This is a genomic window from Hufsiella ginkgonis (genome assembly GCF_009834915.1).
GTDB classification, from domain to species: domain Bacteria; phylum Bacteroidota; class Bacteroidia; order Sphingobacteriales; family Sphingobacteriaceae; genus Hufsiella; species Hufsiella ginkgonis.
Genome location: NZ_WVHS01000003.1, coordinates 895,975 through 911,223 on the forward strand (window position 1 = coordinate 895,975; position 15,249 = coordinate 911,223).

Sequence of the window (15,249 nt, forward strand, 5' to 3'; positions counted from 1 at the left end):
GCTTAATAAAATAGTGCTGAAAGATCCATTTCAGCCGTAGCAATCACCAGATAGCTGACATCAATTTCGAGTTCCTCGATAGCGTTGTTGGGACGCCCGGGCTTCCATGAATCATAACTACCTTCAAGGCGATAGATAAAAGCAAGGTTGTCGTCATCGAAAACCTCCGCGAGTTCTGCTGTGGCCTTCGCTATCAATAGGTTAGGACCGGGTTTAATGTTAATAGCCATTTTTATACATTTATTATTGTAAAAGTTAAATTCAGTTCGACGACTACTTTGTTAGCGTTGATCTTTGTGTATTTTTTGCCGGAGGATTTGCTGTAAAACACTTGATAGGTGGTGCCCAAATCGGCGACCATCAGATCAAGTTGTCCAGGAGCCTTTAATGCATTCCATAGTGCGGCGCGCTTGATATTGTAATCGGTCCTGCTGGAAGCATGAAGGGTTCCGCCAATCGTCACCTGCCGGTTCATAAAAACAGGTGTTGTAAGATCATACTCTATTCCGTCTTCGTCGCCCCAGTCATGAGAAGGTGGATCCTTTCGTTCCGGAAACGGAACGAAATCGTCGCTGCCGGATAGGGGAGCCCATCCGTAGGTAAGCCACATATCCAAGCCCTCCAAAAAGTATAAACCCTTAGCGTTCATCGGTTACCATTTAATGCGATGAACAGTTCCGTCTACGCGATCGTCCTTGTAAGTAATGATCAGGAACTTACCTTCAGACAGCTTTTCCAGCGTATTTTTTGACAATTCATGTTTAACATCCAAATAGAATCCGCCGCACTCAACTATCGCTTTGATCCGGTCGAAAATTGCTACGCTTCCATTTTCGTTTACTGCCAGGGCCGCCTTGCGTGCCTGATCAGCCGTTGTTATATTATTTTTTGCCATGATATTCGTTTAAGGAATTCGCCCACCAGACCTTAATGCGTCGACGGGTATATCCATTTTTTTATTTATTGAAACCAGCGCTGTTTCAATGTTTGCCAGCCTGTCAGTATTGGTAGCTGTCCTGCCTGTATAAATTTCAATTTGAAGGATCGAGGCTAATTTTTGTCTGCCGATCGCCAGCATATCAATTTGAATCAGGCGGTTGGAAGCCATGTATCCGGATAGCACGTCTATGCTTTCCTGGGATGCAGATGCGAGCGCGCCTTTCAAGCTGTTCTTGTTCGCCGAGTTATCTGTAACTTTCCCCAGGGAGATCCCGGTCGCCTTCTGCAGCTGATCAGCAAAGAGCGCGGCATCGGTGATCGTTTTGTTGATGCCTGCAGTAAATGCCGCGATCTCGGAAGCGTCCAACGCACCGCCACTTTCGGCGTCTTTCGCGAACTGCTCGTATAGTTTTTTGATAGGCCCCTCGAGCGCCTGGTATTTCAGAGCGTTTAAAAGGGCCTTGCGAATAATGTCCTCGGTGCTGGCGGCAAAGTCCTCGACTTTCGTAAATCCGTTTGCAAATCCGTCCGCGATCGTGTCGGTAATCGCCTCTGCCGTCGTGCCGGTAAAAATTTCCGCTGCTTTGGCAGCCACGGATGCCAAAGCTTCAGTGACGTCGCCACCCTCTTCTTTCAGTTTTTGTAGTTGCTCGAAAAGCACCTTCGCTCCATTCGTCAATTTGCCTTCAGTGAAAAGCTTCTCTATTTCTTCATAGGTCAGGCCTGACAGCCCCGCCATATTTTGGGTAACTTTCGCTTTTCGGAACCAGGTGCCGTGTTGGTAGTCGACACTGGCCACGTACTGCTGCTTCTGTAGTTTATTGAAAAGCTCCTGGTACTTTCTATCGATGTCCGATGTTTGCGTAGCAAGAAGGACGCGCTGCTTTTGAATGTTGGAAAGCGTACCTTTTTCCTGGGCGGCAAGCTCCCGGGCTCGCTCGCGAAGCAATGCCAAATATTGAACTTCGCCTTTGTAAGCCGTATCGTAATAGGCTTGGACCTCTGCACGGGCTGCAGCGTTCATTTCCTTTACCCTCTTATTGATACTCATAATTCCGGCGATGCCGGAAGTAATTGCACCAAACAGATCGCCAGCTGCCAGCTTTCCGGCCACATTCGACACCACACCGGTGATCCGCGAAATAGTTGAAAGTGTGAACGCGAGCTCGTCGTTGACACCCTCGAAGGCGCCGGATAATTCAGCGAAATCCTGCGACGCCATCCCGAAGGATTTGGAAATCTTATCCAATGCTTCCTTGATCGCGACGGCTTCAGGGAAAAGTGCCTCCAAACCCGTACCGCCTGACGATTTCAACAGGTTTTGAGCTTGGTTTAAAGCATTCTTGCCGGCCTCTTTTTGGGCAGGGGTAAGGGATTTATCTTTAAGGTCGTTCTTTAAATTCCTGATCTGCTCTTTGAGTTGCTCCCGCGTCATAAAGAACAGGTTTTTTGCCATATCCTGGGCGATCTTCGTCTCCTCAAACGCCATTATTCGCACGCCGTCTAGCTCTATGGCACGATTCCGCTCAAGCTGCTTTTTCCTTGCTTCGAATTCCTCACCTTTGAATTTCGTACGAAGAATTGACAGATCCTTTTCGAATTTTGCTTCGATCCGCGCCTCCTCAACTTTCGCCGTCCGGGTTTCGTCCAGTACCCTTTTTAGGTTCGCCATGTTATAGTCGAACTCCTTATTTGCCTGCTCTTTCTTGGCTTTTGGTAGTTCCTTATCCAGGTACTCCTTTAACTTTTTAGCGCGTACCGATAAATCACCCTCAACAGGCGTCAGCGATTCGAGATACTTGACATACGTTTCATAGCCTCGCAACTCTTCAGCAAAACGCTGGTCGGCATTTTTTGCGCCGTATTCCAGTTTGTAAGCCTCATAGTCATTGAAAAGCTGCTTCTGTTCCTCAATAATCGTTTTGGTCCGCTCGACCTCTTGGAGACCTGTTTCATCATTGATGGCCTTTTGAAGAGCGGGGGCAAGATTGAGATTTAGCGCGCCCGCTTTGTTTTTTTTGCTCTTATTTAGTTTATCAATTTCTGCCTGTAAAGCAGCAAAGTCACCCTTAATCTCAGCGAGCTTTTGCTTTTCCTGGGATTCGGTGGCAACGCTATATTTTTCATTCAGCGCAGCCAATTTTGCAATCAATTCAGCCTTCTTTTCCAGCGATTTATTGTATTCCTTTGACGCTTTTGTAGCGATACCAGTAATACGAGCCTTCTCACGTTCGAGAGCGTTTATTTCAGCTTCGACTCGTTTATACTCAGCATTATTTGTGGTTTTTGCCAGTTCAGCCTTTTTACTCGCTATGTCAGCATCAATTGAAGCGATATCCCGCCTAACCTTTTCAGTTACTTTACTTGTTTCTTCGTCAACCTCCTCGGTGAGCTTCTTGATCTGATCCTTTACCTTCTGCTGCTCAAGCGCGTTATTGATAGTCGAATTCAGTGCAAACGCGTTCACGCCCCCGGTTGTGCCATTGAAGACAAGATCCAGCATCTTCGTGCCGAACCCGGGTCCCTCGTTTTCCTGGTTGATCAGGTCTTCGAGCTTTTTGTTCAGAATTTTTAACCGGATCGATTTTTCAAGCGACTTGACATAATTGTCAAGTGCTTTTTTCGCGTCATCGGTTTTTAGGGTTTCAAGGTTAAGGTTTCCCAGGTACTCCGGGCTCAGCTTATTGAGATCCTTGATTGCCCTCTCCCTGGCCTTTTTCGAAAGATTTTCATTATTGGCGACATCCAGCAGCTGCTGCAGTTTATTGCGTTCAATATCAAGCTGTGAATTCGCCTCCTTCGTAGCTTCACCTACGGCATCGAGGCTGTCCGAGTACACGTAGAAGGCTGTCGCAAGCGCAACAATGGCGGTAGCGGCCAAGACATAGGGGTTTGCAGATATCGTGGCGTTCAATGCCTTCATAACCTTGTCAAGTCGTGCGCTCATCACCTCGAGCAAACTGGTCGCAGTCATTTGCGCTTCCATCAAGGCAATATGGATGTACTGGGCCGCCCGGTAAGCGCCGTAGGTCACGATAAGTACCTTGATGATGTCAATAACATCCTGGTAATGTTCTACCAGGTAGATCGCCGACTGGATCCCTGCATTGAAAACCCCCTCATTGCTTTCACCCATGTCATTGAGCATCCGATCCCAAGCATCTGAAAGATTGGAGAGCTGCCCTGTGAGCGTTTTCGATTGCTCGCGCATCAGGTTGTAGAATATCCCGGCAGATCCGGTCATATTCTTGAATGCCTCCTCGATCTGTGGGAAACCGACTTTACCAGCTTCCACCAAGCCACGCACTTCGCCTTCGGTTACTTTAAATACCTTGGCGAGCTCTGCGATGATAGGAATACCCCGCCCTGTGAATTGGTTAATATCCTGTTGGTAGGCGCGTCCCTGTGTGCGGAGGGTGCCGTACAGATAAGCAATATCGCCGATCGGCGCCGAGACACCGGCCGCGACGTTACCGAGTCGCTCGAGCGTGCTGGTCACTTCGCCAGCCCCTACACCATACGCAAGGAGCTGCTTGGTGCTGGATGCGACTTCCGTGAGAGTAAAGGGCGTAACCGCTGCAAGCTTTACGGTTTCGGCCATCAGCGCATCGGCCTTTGACTTGCTTTTTAGTATGGTCCGATAGGCAACCTCCAGCTGCTGAAATTCGCCGCGGACCGCCACCATCGATGTGACGAAACTCGTAATAGAACTTATCGAGAAATAGCCGGTAACAGCTTGCGCAGCCTTTTTTGCGAAATTATCAAACTGCGTACCTTGTTGCTGGATGGTTTGGGACAAATGCAGGAACCGCTGCTCAATTCTTTCGGCAGTCTGCTGCAGCGGATCGTCGTCGAGCGACGCCGTCCAGTTCATACTTCCATTCTGCCGAAATCTTACAGCCATTTCAAATTCCCTTTAGCAGCTTTTCAAAATCCTCAGCGATCACTGTATTTTTACTTGTGGCTTTGGCTCTCTTTTTAGTTTTCTTGCTGATCTGTTCGTTTAATTCTGATGACTTATCCTGTTCGTCGGTTTCGGTATCGAAATCCTGATCAGGAATAGTGGCCGACAGCATCTGAAAATTCTGATAACTCATCTTCCACAATATTTGGTCATAGGTGTATCGGAAATATTTAATATTGGATCCGATAGTCCCCCATAGGCTATTTTCCCCTATGTACTCGCCGGGCTCGCTTCGTCTTCCAGAATCTTTATGTTTCCTTTGATCAAAGCGATAGAGGCTGTAAAAGCCGACACGTCCATCTTGTCGACTATCACACGAAAAGCGGACAGGATCTCCTTCGCCTCGTAATTTTGAAGAACGAAATCGATGTCTGCCCGGGAAACCTTTTTTTTGTTGTTCTTGATGGCGAGGACTATCACGCGCGCCACATCTTCGCCGTGTTTGTCAAGCAACTGGTACCCGGTGGAGAGCAAGTTCTTTACATCTACCTCTTTTAAGTCAACTGCGAGTAGTATCCGCGCAATCCTGATCATTGGTCCCAGGCATAGTGGCTTGAGGTAAAATTTCTTTACCGGTTTTTTAAGCTTCAGCTTAATTAGCACGCTTTCAAAAAACTCAGGCGATGTCAAACCAACCTCAATTTCAGTTTTCTCCTGCGTGATCGCAGCACCCAGGTTATTAAGAACGTCTAGTCTTTCCATAAGAAAAAAAATAGGCAGGCAGGAGTGTTCCGTGCCTGCCTATGTTAATGGTATTCGGGTTGATTATTCAGATTCAGGCATAACGGTAAGGACAACGTCGCCTTCGGCAAAAATGCCGTAGTATTCGATCCCGTCCGCTGCAGTGAATGAGAAATATTCACCAGCGTATTCTGCCGTAAACGAAATTGTTCCAACGTTTGAAGATGCAATGAAGATCTCCATGTCTTTCGGAAGTCCGACGTGAGGATTGATTACGTTGAATTTGAACGCCTTATCGGGATCCGCGCCGCCACTGGTTGCCGCTGAAATACCTCCGCCTGATGCGTTGCCGCTCGAAGCGAATGTAAGGGTAGTATCCCAGGAAGTCGGTATGGACCCGCCAGCATTAAGGTATTTAAGTTTCCAGGGTGGAAGCGCTACGCCATTTGCATCAGTAGGTGTCAATATTTTAGCAATAACACCCATTGAAACCACGCCGCTCCGGGTGAAGTTTCCGCTAAAGTTATAGGCTAAACTGGTAAGGAAGAACGTGAATTGGGCTTTTTTGCCCTTCAGCGGCTTTGTTGTTAGGCGAACTGCCTTTTCCACGATAACTGTATCCGCCGGTGGGGTGAATTCATCATCAACTTCGACATAACTACCACCGGAAACAGTAGCAATTTTGGAACCTTCGGCGTTAATGGTGCCGAGATTCAATGTAGCAGCTTCTGTATCAGATGGAAGCGACAACCGGATACCTGGTTTGTCTTCTACCCGGATGTCATTGGTGGTTTGCTCCGGTATCGTCAGTGAAACCGAATCATCTGTGATATCCTCAAATCTGACCCAACCGGTAGGTGCAGCACCGTTTACGCCGGGGGTGCCTAACTCAACAGTTTCGACTCCCCATAAAAATTTCTCCGCCATTTTTTTACTTATTAAGTGTTCTAAAATTTAATCTGATGTTTTGATAGTGCTCGAAAATGTCTCTCTCTTCGAATGTTGTTACCTGATCAATCTCAATGTTATAATCATCGCCCCAGTAGTCCTTCAGCGGCTCGATCACCATTTTTGTCAACTGATTAAGACGAACGAAATCTACCTGAGATCGATCGACATTAGCTCCGTCAACTGACAGGACTAGGTTAGGCACGTGTATGTTTATGTTCACTAAGCAGTATTGAACTGCTTCATTTGATGCACCTAAACAATTGATGACCACATCTTCAAGATGTGATCCATCGATGCGCTTAAGCTTATAAACGGATCCAGAAATGATCGACGCAACTTGGCTCTCACGAGTGATATCGTAAACGATTTGAACGATTTCTAAATTCGTCTTCATGCTTGGAAGTTCCTCAACAATGATTCAAGCTGTTGCTTTAGCATCGACTCCGCTCTATCCGAGCTATTTGTGAGCACATCGTAACCTTTGCTTTCAACAGCCGCTGCGTAGTTCATACCAGCTACGACAATTAAGATGTAACCCTTCCTGTCAGCAGAGGGGATTTCGTTGAATGCGTCCCTTGCAGCCTTAAGTCCGTCAGGTACAGCTCCGGGAAAGCTTATTGCTCTTTTACTCCCGTCTTTGTAAATAATGTACCCTATAGACTGGCGCAGATTGCCGGTTCGGTCGATGTAGGTGCCATTCGTTCGCGCGTTAGCAACAAACGACTCGCCTACATAATGGAAAAGCCTAAAAATTGCATCATCCAGGAGGCCAAGCTTTCGCTTTATTTCCTTTTTGATATCGGCTGCTGTGAAATTTGGCTTTATACCCATGCTCTGCAATTCAATTGGCCAGATGAAAATCTCGTTATCGTTCCCTTGCCAAACTCACCGTCTCGGCCAAGCAATGTAACCTCCACACCAACTCGGATCTCCCCTGTGCCTTTAGGGAAAAATATCGCCCAATCGAAAACTATTTGCTTCCCGTCGGCTCCATTGATCACCGCGCCCTTGCCGTTTGGTTCTGCGCGGCAAGGAACATTAACAGATTCGCCTGGCAAGGGTGTGATCCAATCACCCTTACCATCCCGAGAACTGTTTCCAGTTCCTGGTTGAAATGAGATGATATGAGGATACTGAGTTATCATAACCTGCATAACCGAAAGGTTATATCACCAGGGACTCGCGGTCCCAATTTTGTCGTTATTCCCCAGGTCAGCCGTATCAGGCGCGCCCCATTTCTTCAAAAGCAGTTTCCGGAAATTGAGAAAGTCGTCTCGCTGGCCGATGCTTAAACTATACCCGCCTTCTGTCACGGAGGATGGATGCAGGATGACGCTTAATAAAAGCCTTGCAAGGCTCAGGTCTACCGACTTTTCATCATCTTTCGTGTAAATGGCGTTACCATCGACCGACTGGTCAATGAGCGCTTTATCCACCGCTAAATCCGACACCGGTATCTCAATTTGTCCTCGCAAGGCCTCTTTAACTGTCATGCTTCAAAGAACTATGCGCCGATTACTCGGCAGATGAATGCTCCTGGATAACGCCCTGGTTAAGCAAAATCTTAAGGCGGTCAGAGTTCAGTCCGGTCACGTGATCACCAGAATTAAACTGTCGATCCTTTTCCTTATCTACGAAGCCTTTGCCGTCGGATACAACGTACTTTGCTCTGGCCTTTACTTCCAACTCCGTGCGTTTAATCGTTTCCTGAGCGATATCTCCCGAGCCGGCCTTAGCGGAATTGGTAAACTCCTTGACCAACTCGTGTATAAACTCTCCAGAATGCTCCTTAAAGCTTTCGATTGCCGCGATTACTTTCTCGTTGGAATCGACTACGGCCTGATTTGACTGTAGAATCTGGTCCACCCAGTCCGGTGTTTCAGAAACCAGCAAGGTCCCTGTGTTTTCGGCAGTGGTAGTCTGTTCGCCGTTTTCTGCTCCGGCGGCAGGAGCCGCACCTGGTGCGGTCTCCTTGGCTTGGTTCTGCTCAGGCTTCATTATACAGTGGCGATATTTGATTGTAAAATAAAGATTCCGTCAATCGCTTCAAGCGCCGGGAAGGCGTTCAGTTCTGCCGCGGTATATTCCCTCCACGGATCATTATCATGCCATTTGGACACGATGGTGCGATCGTACTTCGCGTAGTTGATACCAGCGACCTTTTCCCATTCCTCGATCGAGATCGCATTATGAACGATCCCGAGCTTTCCTTCAGGGATGAACACAACATTTTCCTTTTTGAAGGGATTGATGGTATCCACTTTGCCGTCCTTTTCGATGCCCCTACGCTCATTAATGAGTTTGATCATCGGCAGCCCGTTGGCTACCAGGAATTCGTTAACGGTATTGAGCGTCACGAGGAACTTCGCATTGCTGCCCGGGTTCTGGTAACCGGAGATCGCCGCCTTAACGTTCGTGAGGTTTTGGATCGTGAACCAGAGTTCCTGATCAATCCATATCTCTTTGAACTTGCGGCCACTCAGCGCAGCGTAGCGAACCACATCGCGAATGTCCTTAAAGGGATCGGCCGCGTTGTCGGTCCACACCGTGGTGACGGTCCTTTTCTGATCCGCCTTGGCCAGTAAATCTACTGTGCCAAAAACAACGCCGTCAGGATTGTTGGTGATGGTGACATCCACCTGGAAAGTTGATACGGCTTGGAGGAACATGATATCGAGCCGGCGATCGGTGGAAGTTGCAGCGTTCTGCACGTCATTCCAAAGTTTCGCAATAAGCTGGTTCAATTTTTCCCTGTCCGAAATCGGCAAGGTTTGAAGCACGCGAAGCTTCCGATAGTCATCTTGGTTCAGGCTGAATTTTTCCTTCATCGTCGGGATCTTACCATCGAGTTTCTCGAGGGCGGCCCGGCTGCGAAGCGGTGCCGAAGAATCCGGATCAACGATTGATGCAGCCGCTTCAATGCGGGACCTGCCAATGGCGGTAGCGAATGTAAGGTCGGTCTGTGGTAAGCCCCAATCAAGATACTGGCGCCAGATAGACTGCGTGTAAAGTGCGTCGACCGAGTTGTCGATCAGCGCCTGGAGATTCTGGCTCTGAGCCAGGTCTCCGAATAATGATGCTACAATAGCCATTTCTTAATACGATTGAGAGTAAATGATTCTCGGCAGTGCCGCTTCCAGATCGACCGAGTATGGCACCCTGCGGGCGTAAATTGTTCCGCGGATGATCACCGTTACACTTTCGCCAGTTTCAACTTTGGTGTCTTTCCATAACAGGCCGTTGACACCTCCAAACGAAGAGTTGTTTGCGCCGGTCGTACTTGAGGCGAACACGAAATCGTTGGCAGAAACGGCGCCGATCGTGGTACCTACAGTCACCAGATCATAGTTCGCATTCGAAGTATCGATCACAGTGATAGGGTAAGCCTTATTGGCTGTTCGTGCTCCGAAGTTGTCCCCAACTTTAAAGCGGCTACCTTTCGCGATTTTGTAGTCGGTCGCCGAGCCACCGGCGTTTTCATAGACGACGCCGGTGGTGATCGCCTTTGCGGTGCGGGTCGCCTCATTGAAGATCATCGGCGTGCCGGCTTTCAGGATCGCGCCGGCGACCAGACCGGTAGTGTCCAGGAGAAATCCCCCCTGGGCGGTCTGGAGATCTTCTCCTTTTCCTTGCCATACCGGGATGTCACCGGTAGAGAAGGCTCTTTTGTATCCTAATCCCATAAATTTATTTTTAAGCAGTTTTTTTGGTCGCGGCTTCAGCTTGTTTTTTTGCGAATGCAACGACATCTGGGTTAACTTTTGCATCACCACTGTTGTTGCCACCGGAACCGGCCGGAGGTTGTCCCAACCCGCCAAGCGGATTGCTTACAACGCCAGACCCTTTAAGCTCTGACCAGTCAGCTTCGATTTCCTGAAGAACAGTATCAATGTCCTCTTCTTTCTCGGGAACGCGCCCCTTCAGTAACGCTGCCGGAATTTGTTTCTCCTTCAGCTTAGCTTCAAGTTGCGACTTGATGGTCAATGTTTGTTTCTCCTTGACAATGCCGGTAACCACAGTGCCCAAACCCTCGACGGATTTTACAAGCGCTTTGGCCCATGATGGCATGTCAGGATCTTCGGCTACCGGCTTAGTAGCACTGCCTTCTTCTGTAGTTTCTTGCGCAGGCTCTTTCTTTGGAGCCTTAAGCGCCAAAGTAGCCCGGCGATCTCCTTCTTTTGCAGCATCCTGGATCAGATCATCGAGTTCCGCAACTTGGCCCTCAATTTCCGATTCTTCAGTAATTTTTGCGTCAATTCTGGCAGCGAGTGCTTCTAAATAAGTGTTAGAAAGGCCCTTACCCTTGTATTTAAGTTTAAGGAACGCCAATACTTTATCCTTCATGGTTTATTAGGTGATTAAAGCCCAAAAGTATCGCGAACCAGGGGAGATGCTTCTGTAGGCGGCTCGCTAAAATGTCACCATTGGCAAATGGTCTGATTTTAACAAAAATCCCCGACAGATGGCCGGGGATTACGCACGAAGTGTGACAGGTTTACCTTAAGAATGGCTCATCACCGGTAATAGCGAAATAGCAATTCTGGAATTCGTGAACATGTTCAATATGACTCAGATCGATCTCAACGACATCAGATTCAGTTTCCCGCTCGTAATACAAACCAGTTTTGGAATTCCATCGGAAGTTACCCAACGCCAGGTCGTGGCTAGTTGTTATTTTAGAGAATCCAAGCTTTGTTAACCACTTTTCAGTAAGAGGCAGGCCCTGAAAAAAGTCAGACCCGCTATTCCATTTGCTGACGAACCGGCCCTGAGTATTATTATTGGTACCTGTAATTCTGGTCTTGGTGATACTTTCGATAATACAGTATTCTACTTCTTCATTAAGACTTTTGACGATATTTCCAATTCTTACATCTGTCGCTTTCATAATTTCGGTTTATTTTTTATGGCCGTGTTCATTCCCGGGTGATATTTTTCAATGTAGTCGTTTAACGCAACTGTAAGTGATATCCATCGGCTGTGCGGCTCATGATCCTTCCAACGCCTGGTTATTTCCGCATTAGGGAGCACAAATGGTTCGGTGTATGTGTCGTAAAGCCAATTAATTTCTTTTTCGAGCCTGATGACTTCGGGATCAGCCTTATAAGCCGAAACTATCGTTATCATTTCCTGTATTGATAGGTGATTGTCGTCTTGCATGCCTCAAAAATCGCGAAAATACTCGTATTGTACCAATATTCTAAAGCTTATCAATCCCCAAATCTTTTTTCATTTCTGAGATTATCGACCTCTCCAAATCCTTCAATAGCGTTGATCCCTGCAACTTATTTTTGGCTTCAACGTAGGCCGCCTCGTATTTCCCGGAATTGCTCGGATCATTTGTTAGCATGCTACTGTACCTGAATATAGCTTCAAAGCATTCTTGTAGTTCCTTTTGAAGTGTTTTAAATTTCTCAACGAGCGTGACACTTATAAACGGTTCATTTATCGAAAAATGCTCAATCATTTCGTTAAATGCTTGTCTAATTTCCGCAGGGGACGCGTCGTTTAAAAATGTTTGGTAAACATACAGCTTGTAACTTAGCGAATGGCTAAGCTTCAAAAACGCTCGATAAACTTCAATCTTTTCTTTGAATATTCCGTTAAACACTGTTTTGTACCGTTCTATCTTATTATCAATACGGCCCTTGATTATGAGATAAAATATTATGTTGCCGACAACGGTAATAACGGCGGGCAAAATATGTAAGTACCATTTCATAATTGCAAGATATCATAAAACCAGAAATTATTTTTGTTATTCGTAATATTGTAAATGGCCAAGAAAGCTGATCAACATTCTGAAGAAAAAACCGCAACGGAAAATCCGAAGCTGGATGATTGTTTCATTATCACGCCAATTGGGGAAGTAAACTCGGATGTTTGGAACAAAACGAAGGGCCTCATCGCCTCGGTAGTCGAACCTGTTTTAGCAAAGTTCAATTTTATTGCTGTTCCGGCGCATTACATCGCGACGCCTGGTTCGATCCCGAAGCAAATAATACGACATATCGTCGAGGACAAATTGGTTATAGCAAATCTTACTGGCCTAAACCCTAATGTGATGTATGAATTGGCCGTAAGACACGCTGTCAAGCTGCCGTTGGTTACCCTCGCAGAAAAGGGTACAAAGTTGCCATTTGATATCGTCGATCAGCGAACAATCTTTTATGAAGATACTTTCAATGGGGTAGAGGATTGCAAAATTGCGTTAGCTGAGGCTATTGAGATGGCGTTGAGGCCGGACGCAACGGTAGAAAACCCCATATATGACGCTATCCAAGCTAAAAACATTATCCAAAGCACTGACCCGGAAAGTGCAAACGAGTACTTTATGCAGCGTCTTGATAGAATTGAGGATTTAATTTCACAAACTCGGTTTAATGATTTTTATCCGCGAGTCGAACAATCGGCCGCTGTAAAGGGCAGCTGCAAATTTACTGTAGTCGGCCACATGGACACGATCGCAATAGATGAATTTATGCTAAAAAATGCTGGCCGACAAAACATAAAACGATGGAGCGTTAGTTTAGTTAGTGAGAATGTCGTTGTTGTTGATATCCCACTGATTTCTGATGTAGCTTATGAAAGTACTTTGCAATTGTTCAAACGTAGGTTCGGAAGCAAAGTAGATGGGGCATTTTCATTTGATTTTTAATTGCAATGGAAACGATTTTTGACTACGACCCGACGGAAAAGGAACTCACGCTGATAAGCATCAACTATCCGGATCTCGGCGTGCGGGTCACCCGGGAAGAATACGAGCGAGATGCTGCAAAGCCTGGTGCAGAAAATTCCCTGCTCTTGGATCTCTGTCGGCTATTCAATGCTCGAGGCGAAAAAGCCAAAGCCAGGGAATACTGGAACAAGATTGATCCGGAGTGGGAAACCATGAAGTACTTCCGAATGAATGATCTGTCTATTTGATGTCATTGAGGGCATCGATGAACTGAGATTCATTCATGTTGTAGATACCCTTCGCCAGCCTTACTGATTCGATAAATGACAAACCCGTCATATCTTTCACGATCTTGAATAACTCGTTTTCAATGTTTCCGTAAGGTTTTTCGAGTAGGATAGGGCGCAGCTTTACCAGTATATCGCTTTCATCAGCTCCGGTTTTCTTAATGATATCGCGGAATCGGCTGATCCATCCCCGATATCCGTACCCTTTGTCCAGGATGGCCGACTGGTTAATCGCTGTGCCGCCGATCCGATCAATAAATCTAGCGTAATCATGCCTGGCTACAAATTGGTTTGCTATTTCCATCGCCGTTCTTTTGAAGCTTGCGGCGTGGCTTGGCAGGTGTTCTAGGCCTTTGGCTTTGTTGTGAAGGATCTCATGATATAGGCCTTCGATCGCGTACTCCTCGTTAAAGGTGAGATCAACCTTATTTTTGATTTTGTTGAATGCAGAAATGAGATCCTGATAGGGGTTAATGACATTACCTTCTACTTTGAAAGTCCGGTCATTAACTCTGATCCGCCCGCTACCGTCTGTTTCTAGTAAGTAGCTTTGGTTTGGCGATCGGGTGAAGCTCTTAAATCCGCGGGCGAAGTCTTCCGGATATATGGCCGAATAATCTTTCAGCACCGCGTGAACATCGGATGCTGACTTTATGGGCCTGTTTATCTTTATGGCCTTTTCTTTATTCGGCTGGGTCGCAAATTTCAGATCATCGCTAATTTTACCTTTTTTGAAATTGTCTTTCACCCAGTACGGGGTGCTTTTGTATTTGGCGACCTGGTCTTTATGTTCATCTACCCATTGCTTGAATCCATCGGGAACATCGGTGACCAGGTTATCCGATTTCGGGGCCGGCTTGCCATCCAGTGTTGCGTTTTCAAGTTCGTCGAATTCACCTTCATTCATCAGGATGGGGACCGAATGGCAGCGACATTGTGGGTGCCATCCTCTGAACACGAAGCTTTTCGGATATTTTCCAGCGCATTCATCACAGATATCATAAACCGGGTGATTGTTAGACAGCCTGATCTCATATCCCAACACAAAGTCCAGGTTTTGGTATCGATCCATGTCGGCCATTCGGTAAGCCATATTAGTTTCAGTGCGCGTAACCCTCATTGAATTTTTGAACGAGGACTTGTAAACACCGCGACCGGGATGGCGATTGGCCATTGCTTTCGACGGAAGCAGCTCGTTATGCTCATTGCGCACCCGTCGGTAAAGCCCGTCGGGATCCTTGAGATACCTGGTAAGGTCTCGGGCCATTTCAGCCGCAGGTTTGCCGTTTGCCACGCCCAACTTCAACCCTGTTTCGAGTTCTTGCCGGTATGGCTGCACGCTGCTCCATACCCGATCCGATAAAGTCTTGGAATCTTCCTTCCTGGTGATAAATTTCCGTAAAGCTGCTTCATTGGAGTCGATTTCCATGTCGTATTTGCCGGAATCAATGAAGGTTTTATAGTTCTTGTCGATGATCATCTGCCATTTTTCATCGTTAAGAAGCCAGCTTTTATTTATCGAATTGACGGTTGCCGTATAGATGTTCCCGTTCAGGTCCCCGAGCAATTCGTCCACCAAGTTTGAAACGATAGGAGGGAGCTTGCCGCCGGCAGCGGATGTGCCGTATGCAGCGGCGGTTTGGGCTGCTTTTCGGATAGCCTCTTTATACATCTCCTCGATCCTTTTGGAAAGATCGTTGATGTTCTGCAGATGCCTGCGTTCATACTGGTCGTCGACTGGTGGCATG

The 15,249-nt window shown here is 47.0% G+C and carries 19 protein-coding genes; 2 read left to right on the forward strand and 17 right to left on the reverse strand.

The window, feature by feature from the left end; all coding sequences use genetic code 11:
• Positions 1-2: 2 nt before the first annotated feature.
• The 16 genes from GS398_RS16085 to GS398_RS16160 form a co-directional block, all read right to left on the reverse strand.
• A complete protein-coding gene (locus tag GS398_RS16085) occupies positions 3-230 on the reverse strand; it encodes a hypothetical protein (RefSeq protein ID WP_160907797.1) in 228 nt (75 codons plus the stop codon).
• 2 nt (positions 231-232) lie between these two features.
• On the reverse strand, positions 233-649 hold the full coding sequence (locus GS398_RS16090) for a hypothetical protein (RefSeq protein ID WP_160907798.1): 417 nt from the start codon (positions 647-649) through the stop codon (positions 233-235).
• Between the two features lie 3 nt (positions 650-652).
• Positions 653-895 (reverse strand): hypothetical protein, encoded by a 243-nt coding sequence (locus tag GS398_RS16095; protein ID WP_160907799.1) that lies wholly within the window; start codon positions 893-895, stop codon positions 653-655.
• A gap of 9 nt (positions 896-904) precedes the next feature.
• A complete protein-coding gene (locus tag GS398_RS16100; protein WP_160907800.1) occupies positions 905-4,843 on the reverse strand; it encodes a tape measure protein in 3,939 nt (1,312 codons plus the stop codon).
• A 1-nt stretch (position 4,844) separates the two neighbouring features.
• Positions 4,845-5,036, reverse strand: a complete 192-nt coding sequence (locus GS398_RS16105; protein WP_160907801.1) for a hypothetical protein — start codon at positions 5,034-5,036, stop codon at positions 4,845-4,847.
• Between the two features lie 77 nt (positions 5,037-5,113).
• Complete coding sequence (locus GS398_RS16110) at positions 5,114-5,605, reverse strand: hypothetical protein (RefSeq protein WP_160907802.1); 492 nt, start codon at positions 5,603-5,605, stop codon at positions 5,114-5,116.
• Between the two features lie 63 nt (positions 5,606-5,668).
• On the reverse strand, positions 5,669-6,511 hold the full coding sequence (locus GS398_RS16115) for a hypothetical protein (protein ID WP_160907803.1): 843 nt from the start codon (positions 6,509-6,511) through the stop codon (positions 5,669-5,671).
• Positions 6,512-6,515: 4 nt separating this feature from the next.
• Complete coding sequence (locus tag GS398_RS16120) at positions 6,516-6,929, reverse strand: hypothetical protein (protein WP_160907804.1); 414 nt, start codon at positions 6,927-6,929, stop codon at positions 6,516-6,518.
• Positions 6,926-7,366: a hypothetical protein gene (locus tag GS398_RS16125; protein ID WP_160907805.1), complete on the reverse strand. Its 441-nt coding sequence runs from the start codon at positions 7,364-7,366 to the stop codon at positions 6,926-6,928. Before GS398_RS16125 ends, GS398_RS16120 begins: the two co-directional genes overlap by 4 nt.
• Before the next feature lie 338 nt (positions 7,367-7,704).
• Complete coding sequence (locus GS398_RS16130; RefSeq protein WP_369410266.1) at positions 7,705-8,028, reverse strand: DUF6706 family protein; 324 nt, start codon at positions 8,026-8,028, stop codon at positions 7,705-7,707.
• Between the two features lie 22 nt (positions 8,029-8,050).
• Positions 8,051-8,533, reverse strand: a complete 483-nt coding sequence (locus GS398_RS16135; RefSeq protein WP_160907807.1) for a hypothetical protein — start codon at positions 8,531-8,533, stop codon at positions 8,051-8,053.
• Positions 8,533-9,627: a major capsid protein gene (locus GS398_RS16140; protein WP_160907808.1), complete on the reverse strand. Its 1,095-nt coding sequence runs from the start codon at positions 9,625-9,627 to the stop codon at positions 8,533-8,535. Before GS398_RS16140 ends, GS398_RS16135 begins: the two co-directional genes overlap by 1 nt.
• A 3-nt stretch (positions 9,628-9,630) precedes the next feature.
• Entirely contained in the window at positions 9,631-10,218 is a 588-nt protein-coding gene (locus tag GS398_RS16145) for a hypothetical protein (protein ID WP_160907809.1), read from the reverse strand.
• Between the two features lie 10 nt (positions 10,219-10,228).
• Positions 10,229-10,879, reverse strand: coding sequence for a hypothetical protein (locus GS398_RS16150; RefSeq protein ID WP_160907810.1), 651 nt, complete (start codon positions 10,877-10,879; stop codon positions 10,229-10,231).
• A 151-nt stretch (positions 10,880-11,030) separates the two neighbouring features.
• Positions 11,031-11,423, reverse strand: coding sequence for a hypothetical protein (locus GS398_RS16155; protein WP_160907811.1), 393 nt, complete (start codon positions 11,421-11,423; stop codon positions 11,031-11,033).
• Positions 11,424-11,735: 312 nt separating this feature from the next.
• Entirely contained in the window at positions 11,736-12,257 is a 522-nt protein-coding gene (locus GS398_RS16160; RefSeq protein ID WP_160907812.1) for a hypothetical protein, read from the reverse strand.
• A gap of 54 nt (positions 12,258-12,311) precedes the next feature.
• On the opposite strand from GS398_RS16160, the gene GS398_RS16165 reads away from it, so the two are divergent.
• Together GS398_RS16165 and GS398_RS16170 are read left to right on the forward strand one after the other, a co-directional pair.
• On the forward strand, positions 12,312-13,193 hold the full coding sequence (locus tag GS398_RS16165) for a hypothetical protein (RefSeq protein WP_160907813.1): 882 nt from the start codon (positions 12,312-12,314) through the stop codon (positions 13,191-13,193).
• 5 nt (positions 13,194-13,198) lie between these two features.
• Complete coding sequence (locus tag GS398_RS16170; protein ID WP_160907814.1) at positions 13,199-13,462, forward strand: hypothetical protein; 264 nt, start codon at positions 13,199-13,201, stop codon at positions 13,460-13,462.
• On the opposite strand, the gene GS398_RS16175 is transcribed toward GS398_RS16170, so the two are convergent.
• Positions 13,455-15,173, reverse strand: coding sequence for a putative phage head morphogenesis protein (locus GS398_RS16175; protein WP_160907815.1), 1,719 nt, complete (start codon positions 15,171-15,173; stop codon positions 13,455-13,457). The genes GS398_RS16170 and GS398_RS16175 overlap by 8 nt on opposite strands.
• Between the last annotated feature and the right edge of the window lie 76 nt (positions 15,174-15,249).

Excerpts from the sequence above, each read along its gene's own strand:
- GS398_RS16085 (WP_160907797.1), bottom strand. The coding sequence starts at position 230 with ATGGCTATTAACATTAAACCCGGTCCTAACCTATTGATAGCGAAGGCC.
- GS398_RS16090 (WP_160907798.1), bottom strand. The coding sequence starts at position 649 with ATGAACGCTAAGGGTTTATACTTTTTGGAGGGCTTGGATATGTGGCTT.
- GS398_RS16095 (WP_160907799.1), bottom strand. The coding sequence starts at position 895 with ATGGCAAAAAATAATATAACAACGGCTGATCAGGCACGCAAGGCGGCC.
- GS398_RS16100 (WP_160907800.1), bottom strand. The coding sequence starts at position 4,843 with ATGGCTGTAAGATTTCGGCAGAATGGAAGTATGAACTGGACGGCGTCG.
- GS398_RS16105 (WP_160907801.1), bottom strand. The coding sequence starts at position 5,036 with ATGAGTTATCAGAATTTTCAGATGCTGTCGGCCACTATTCCTGATCAG.
- GS398_RS16110 (WP_160907802.1), bottom strand. The coding sequence starts at position 5,605 with ATGGAAAGACTAGACGTTCTTAATAACCTGGGTGCTGCGATCACGCAG.
- GS398_RS16115 (WP_160907803.1), bottom strand. The coding sequence starts at position 6,511 with ATGGCGGAGAAATTTTTATGGGGAGTCGAAACTGTTGAGTTAGGCACC.
- GS398_RS16120 (WP_160907804.1), bottom strand. The coding sequence starts at position 6,929 with ATGAAGACGAATTTAGAAATCGTTCAAATCGTTTACGATATCACTCGT.
- GS398_RS16125 (WP_160907805.1), bottom strand. The coding sequence starts at position 7,366 with ATGGGTATAAAGCCAAATTTCACAGCAGCCGATATCAAAAAGGAAATA.
- GS398_RS16130 (WP_369410266.1), bottom strand. The coding sequence starts at position 8,028 with ATGACAGTTAAAGAGGCCTTGCGAGGACAAATTGAGATACCGGTGTCG.
- GS398_RS16135 (WP_160907807.1), bottom strand. The coding sequence starts at position 8,533 with ATGAAGCCTGAGCAGAACCAAGCCAAGGAGACCGCACCAGGTGCGGCT.
- GS398_RS16140 (WP_160907808.1), bottom strand. The coding sequence starts at position 9,627 with ATGGCTATTGTAGCATCATTATTCGGAGACCTGGCTCAGAGCCAGAAT.
- GS398_RS16145 (WP_160907809.1), bottom strand. The coding sequence starts at position 10,218 with ATGGGATTAGGATACAAAAGAGCCTTCTCTACCGGTGACATCCCGGTA.
- GS398_RS16150 (WP_160907810.1), bottom strand. The coding sequence starts at position 10,879 with ATGAAGGATAAAGTATTGGCGTTCCTTAAACTTAAATACAAGGGTAAG.
- GS398_RS16155 (WP_160907811.1), bottom strand. The coding sequence starts at position 11,423 with ATGAAAGCGACAGATGTAAGAATTGGAAATATCGTCAAAAGTCTTAAT.
- GS398_RS16160 (WP_160907812.1), bottom strand. The coding sequence starts at position 12,257 with ATGAAATGGTACTTACATATTTTGCCCGCCGTTATTACCGTTGTCGGC.
- GS398_RS16165 (WP_160907813.1), top strand. The coding sequence starts at position 12,312 with ATGGCCAAGAAAGCTGATCAACATTCTGAAGAAAAAACCGCAACGGAA.
- GS398_RS16170 (WP_160907814.1), top strand. The coding sequence starts at position 13,199 with ATGGAAACGATTTTTGACTACGACCCGACGGAAAAGGAACTCACGCTG.
- GS398_RS16175 (WP_160907815.1), bottom strand. The coding sequence starts at position 15,173 with ATGTATAAAGAGGCTATCCGAAAAGCAGCCCAAACCGCCGCTGCATAC.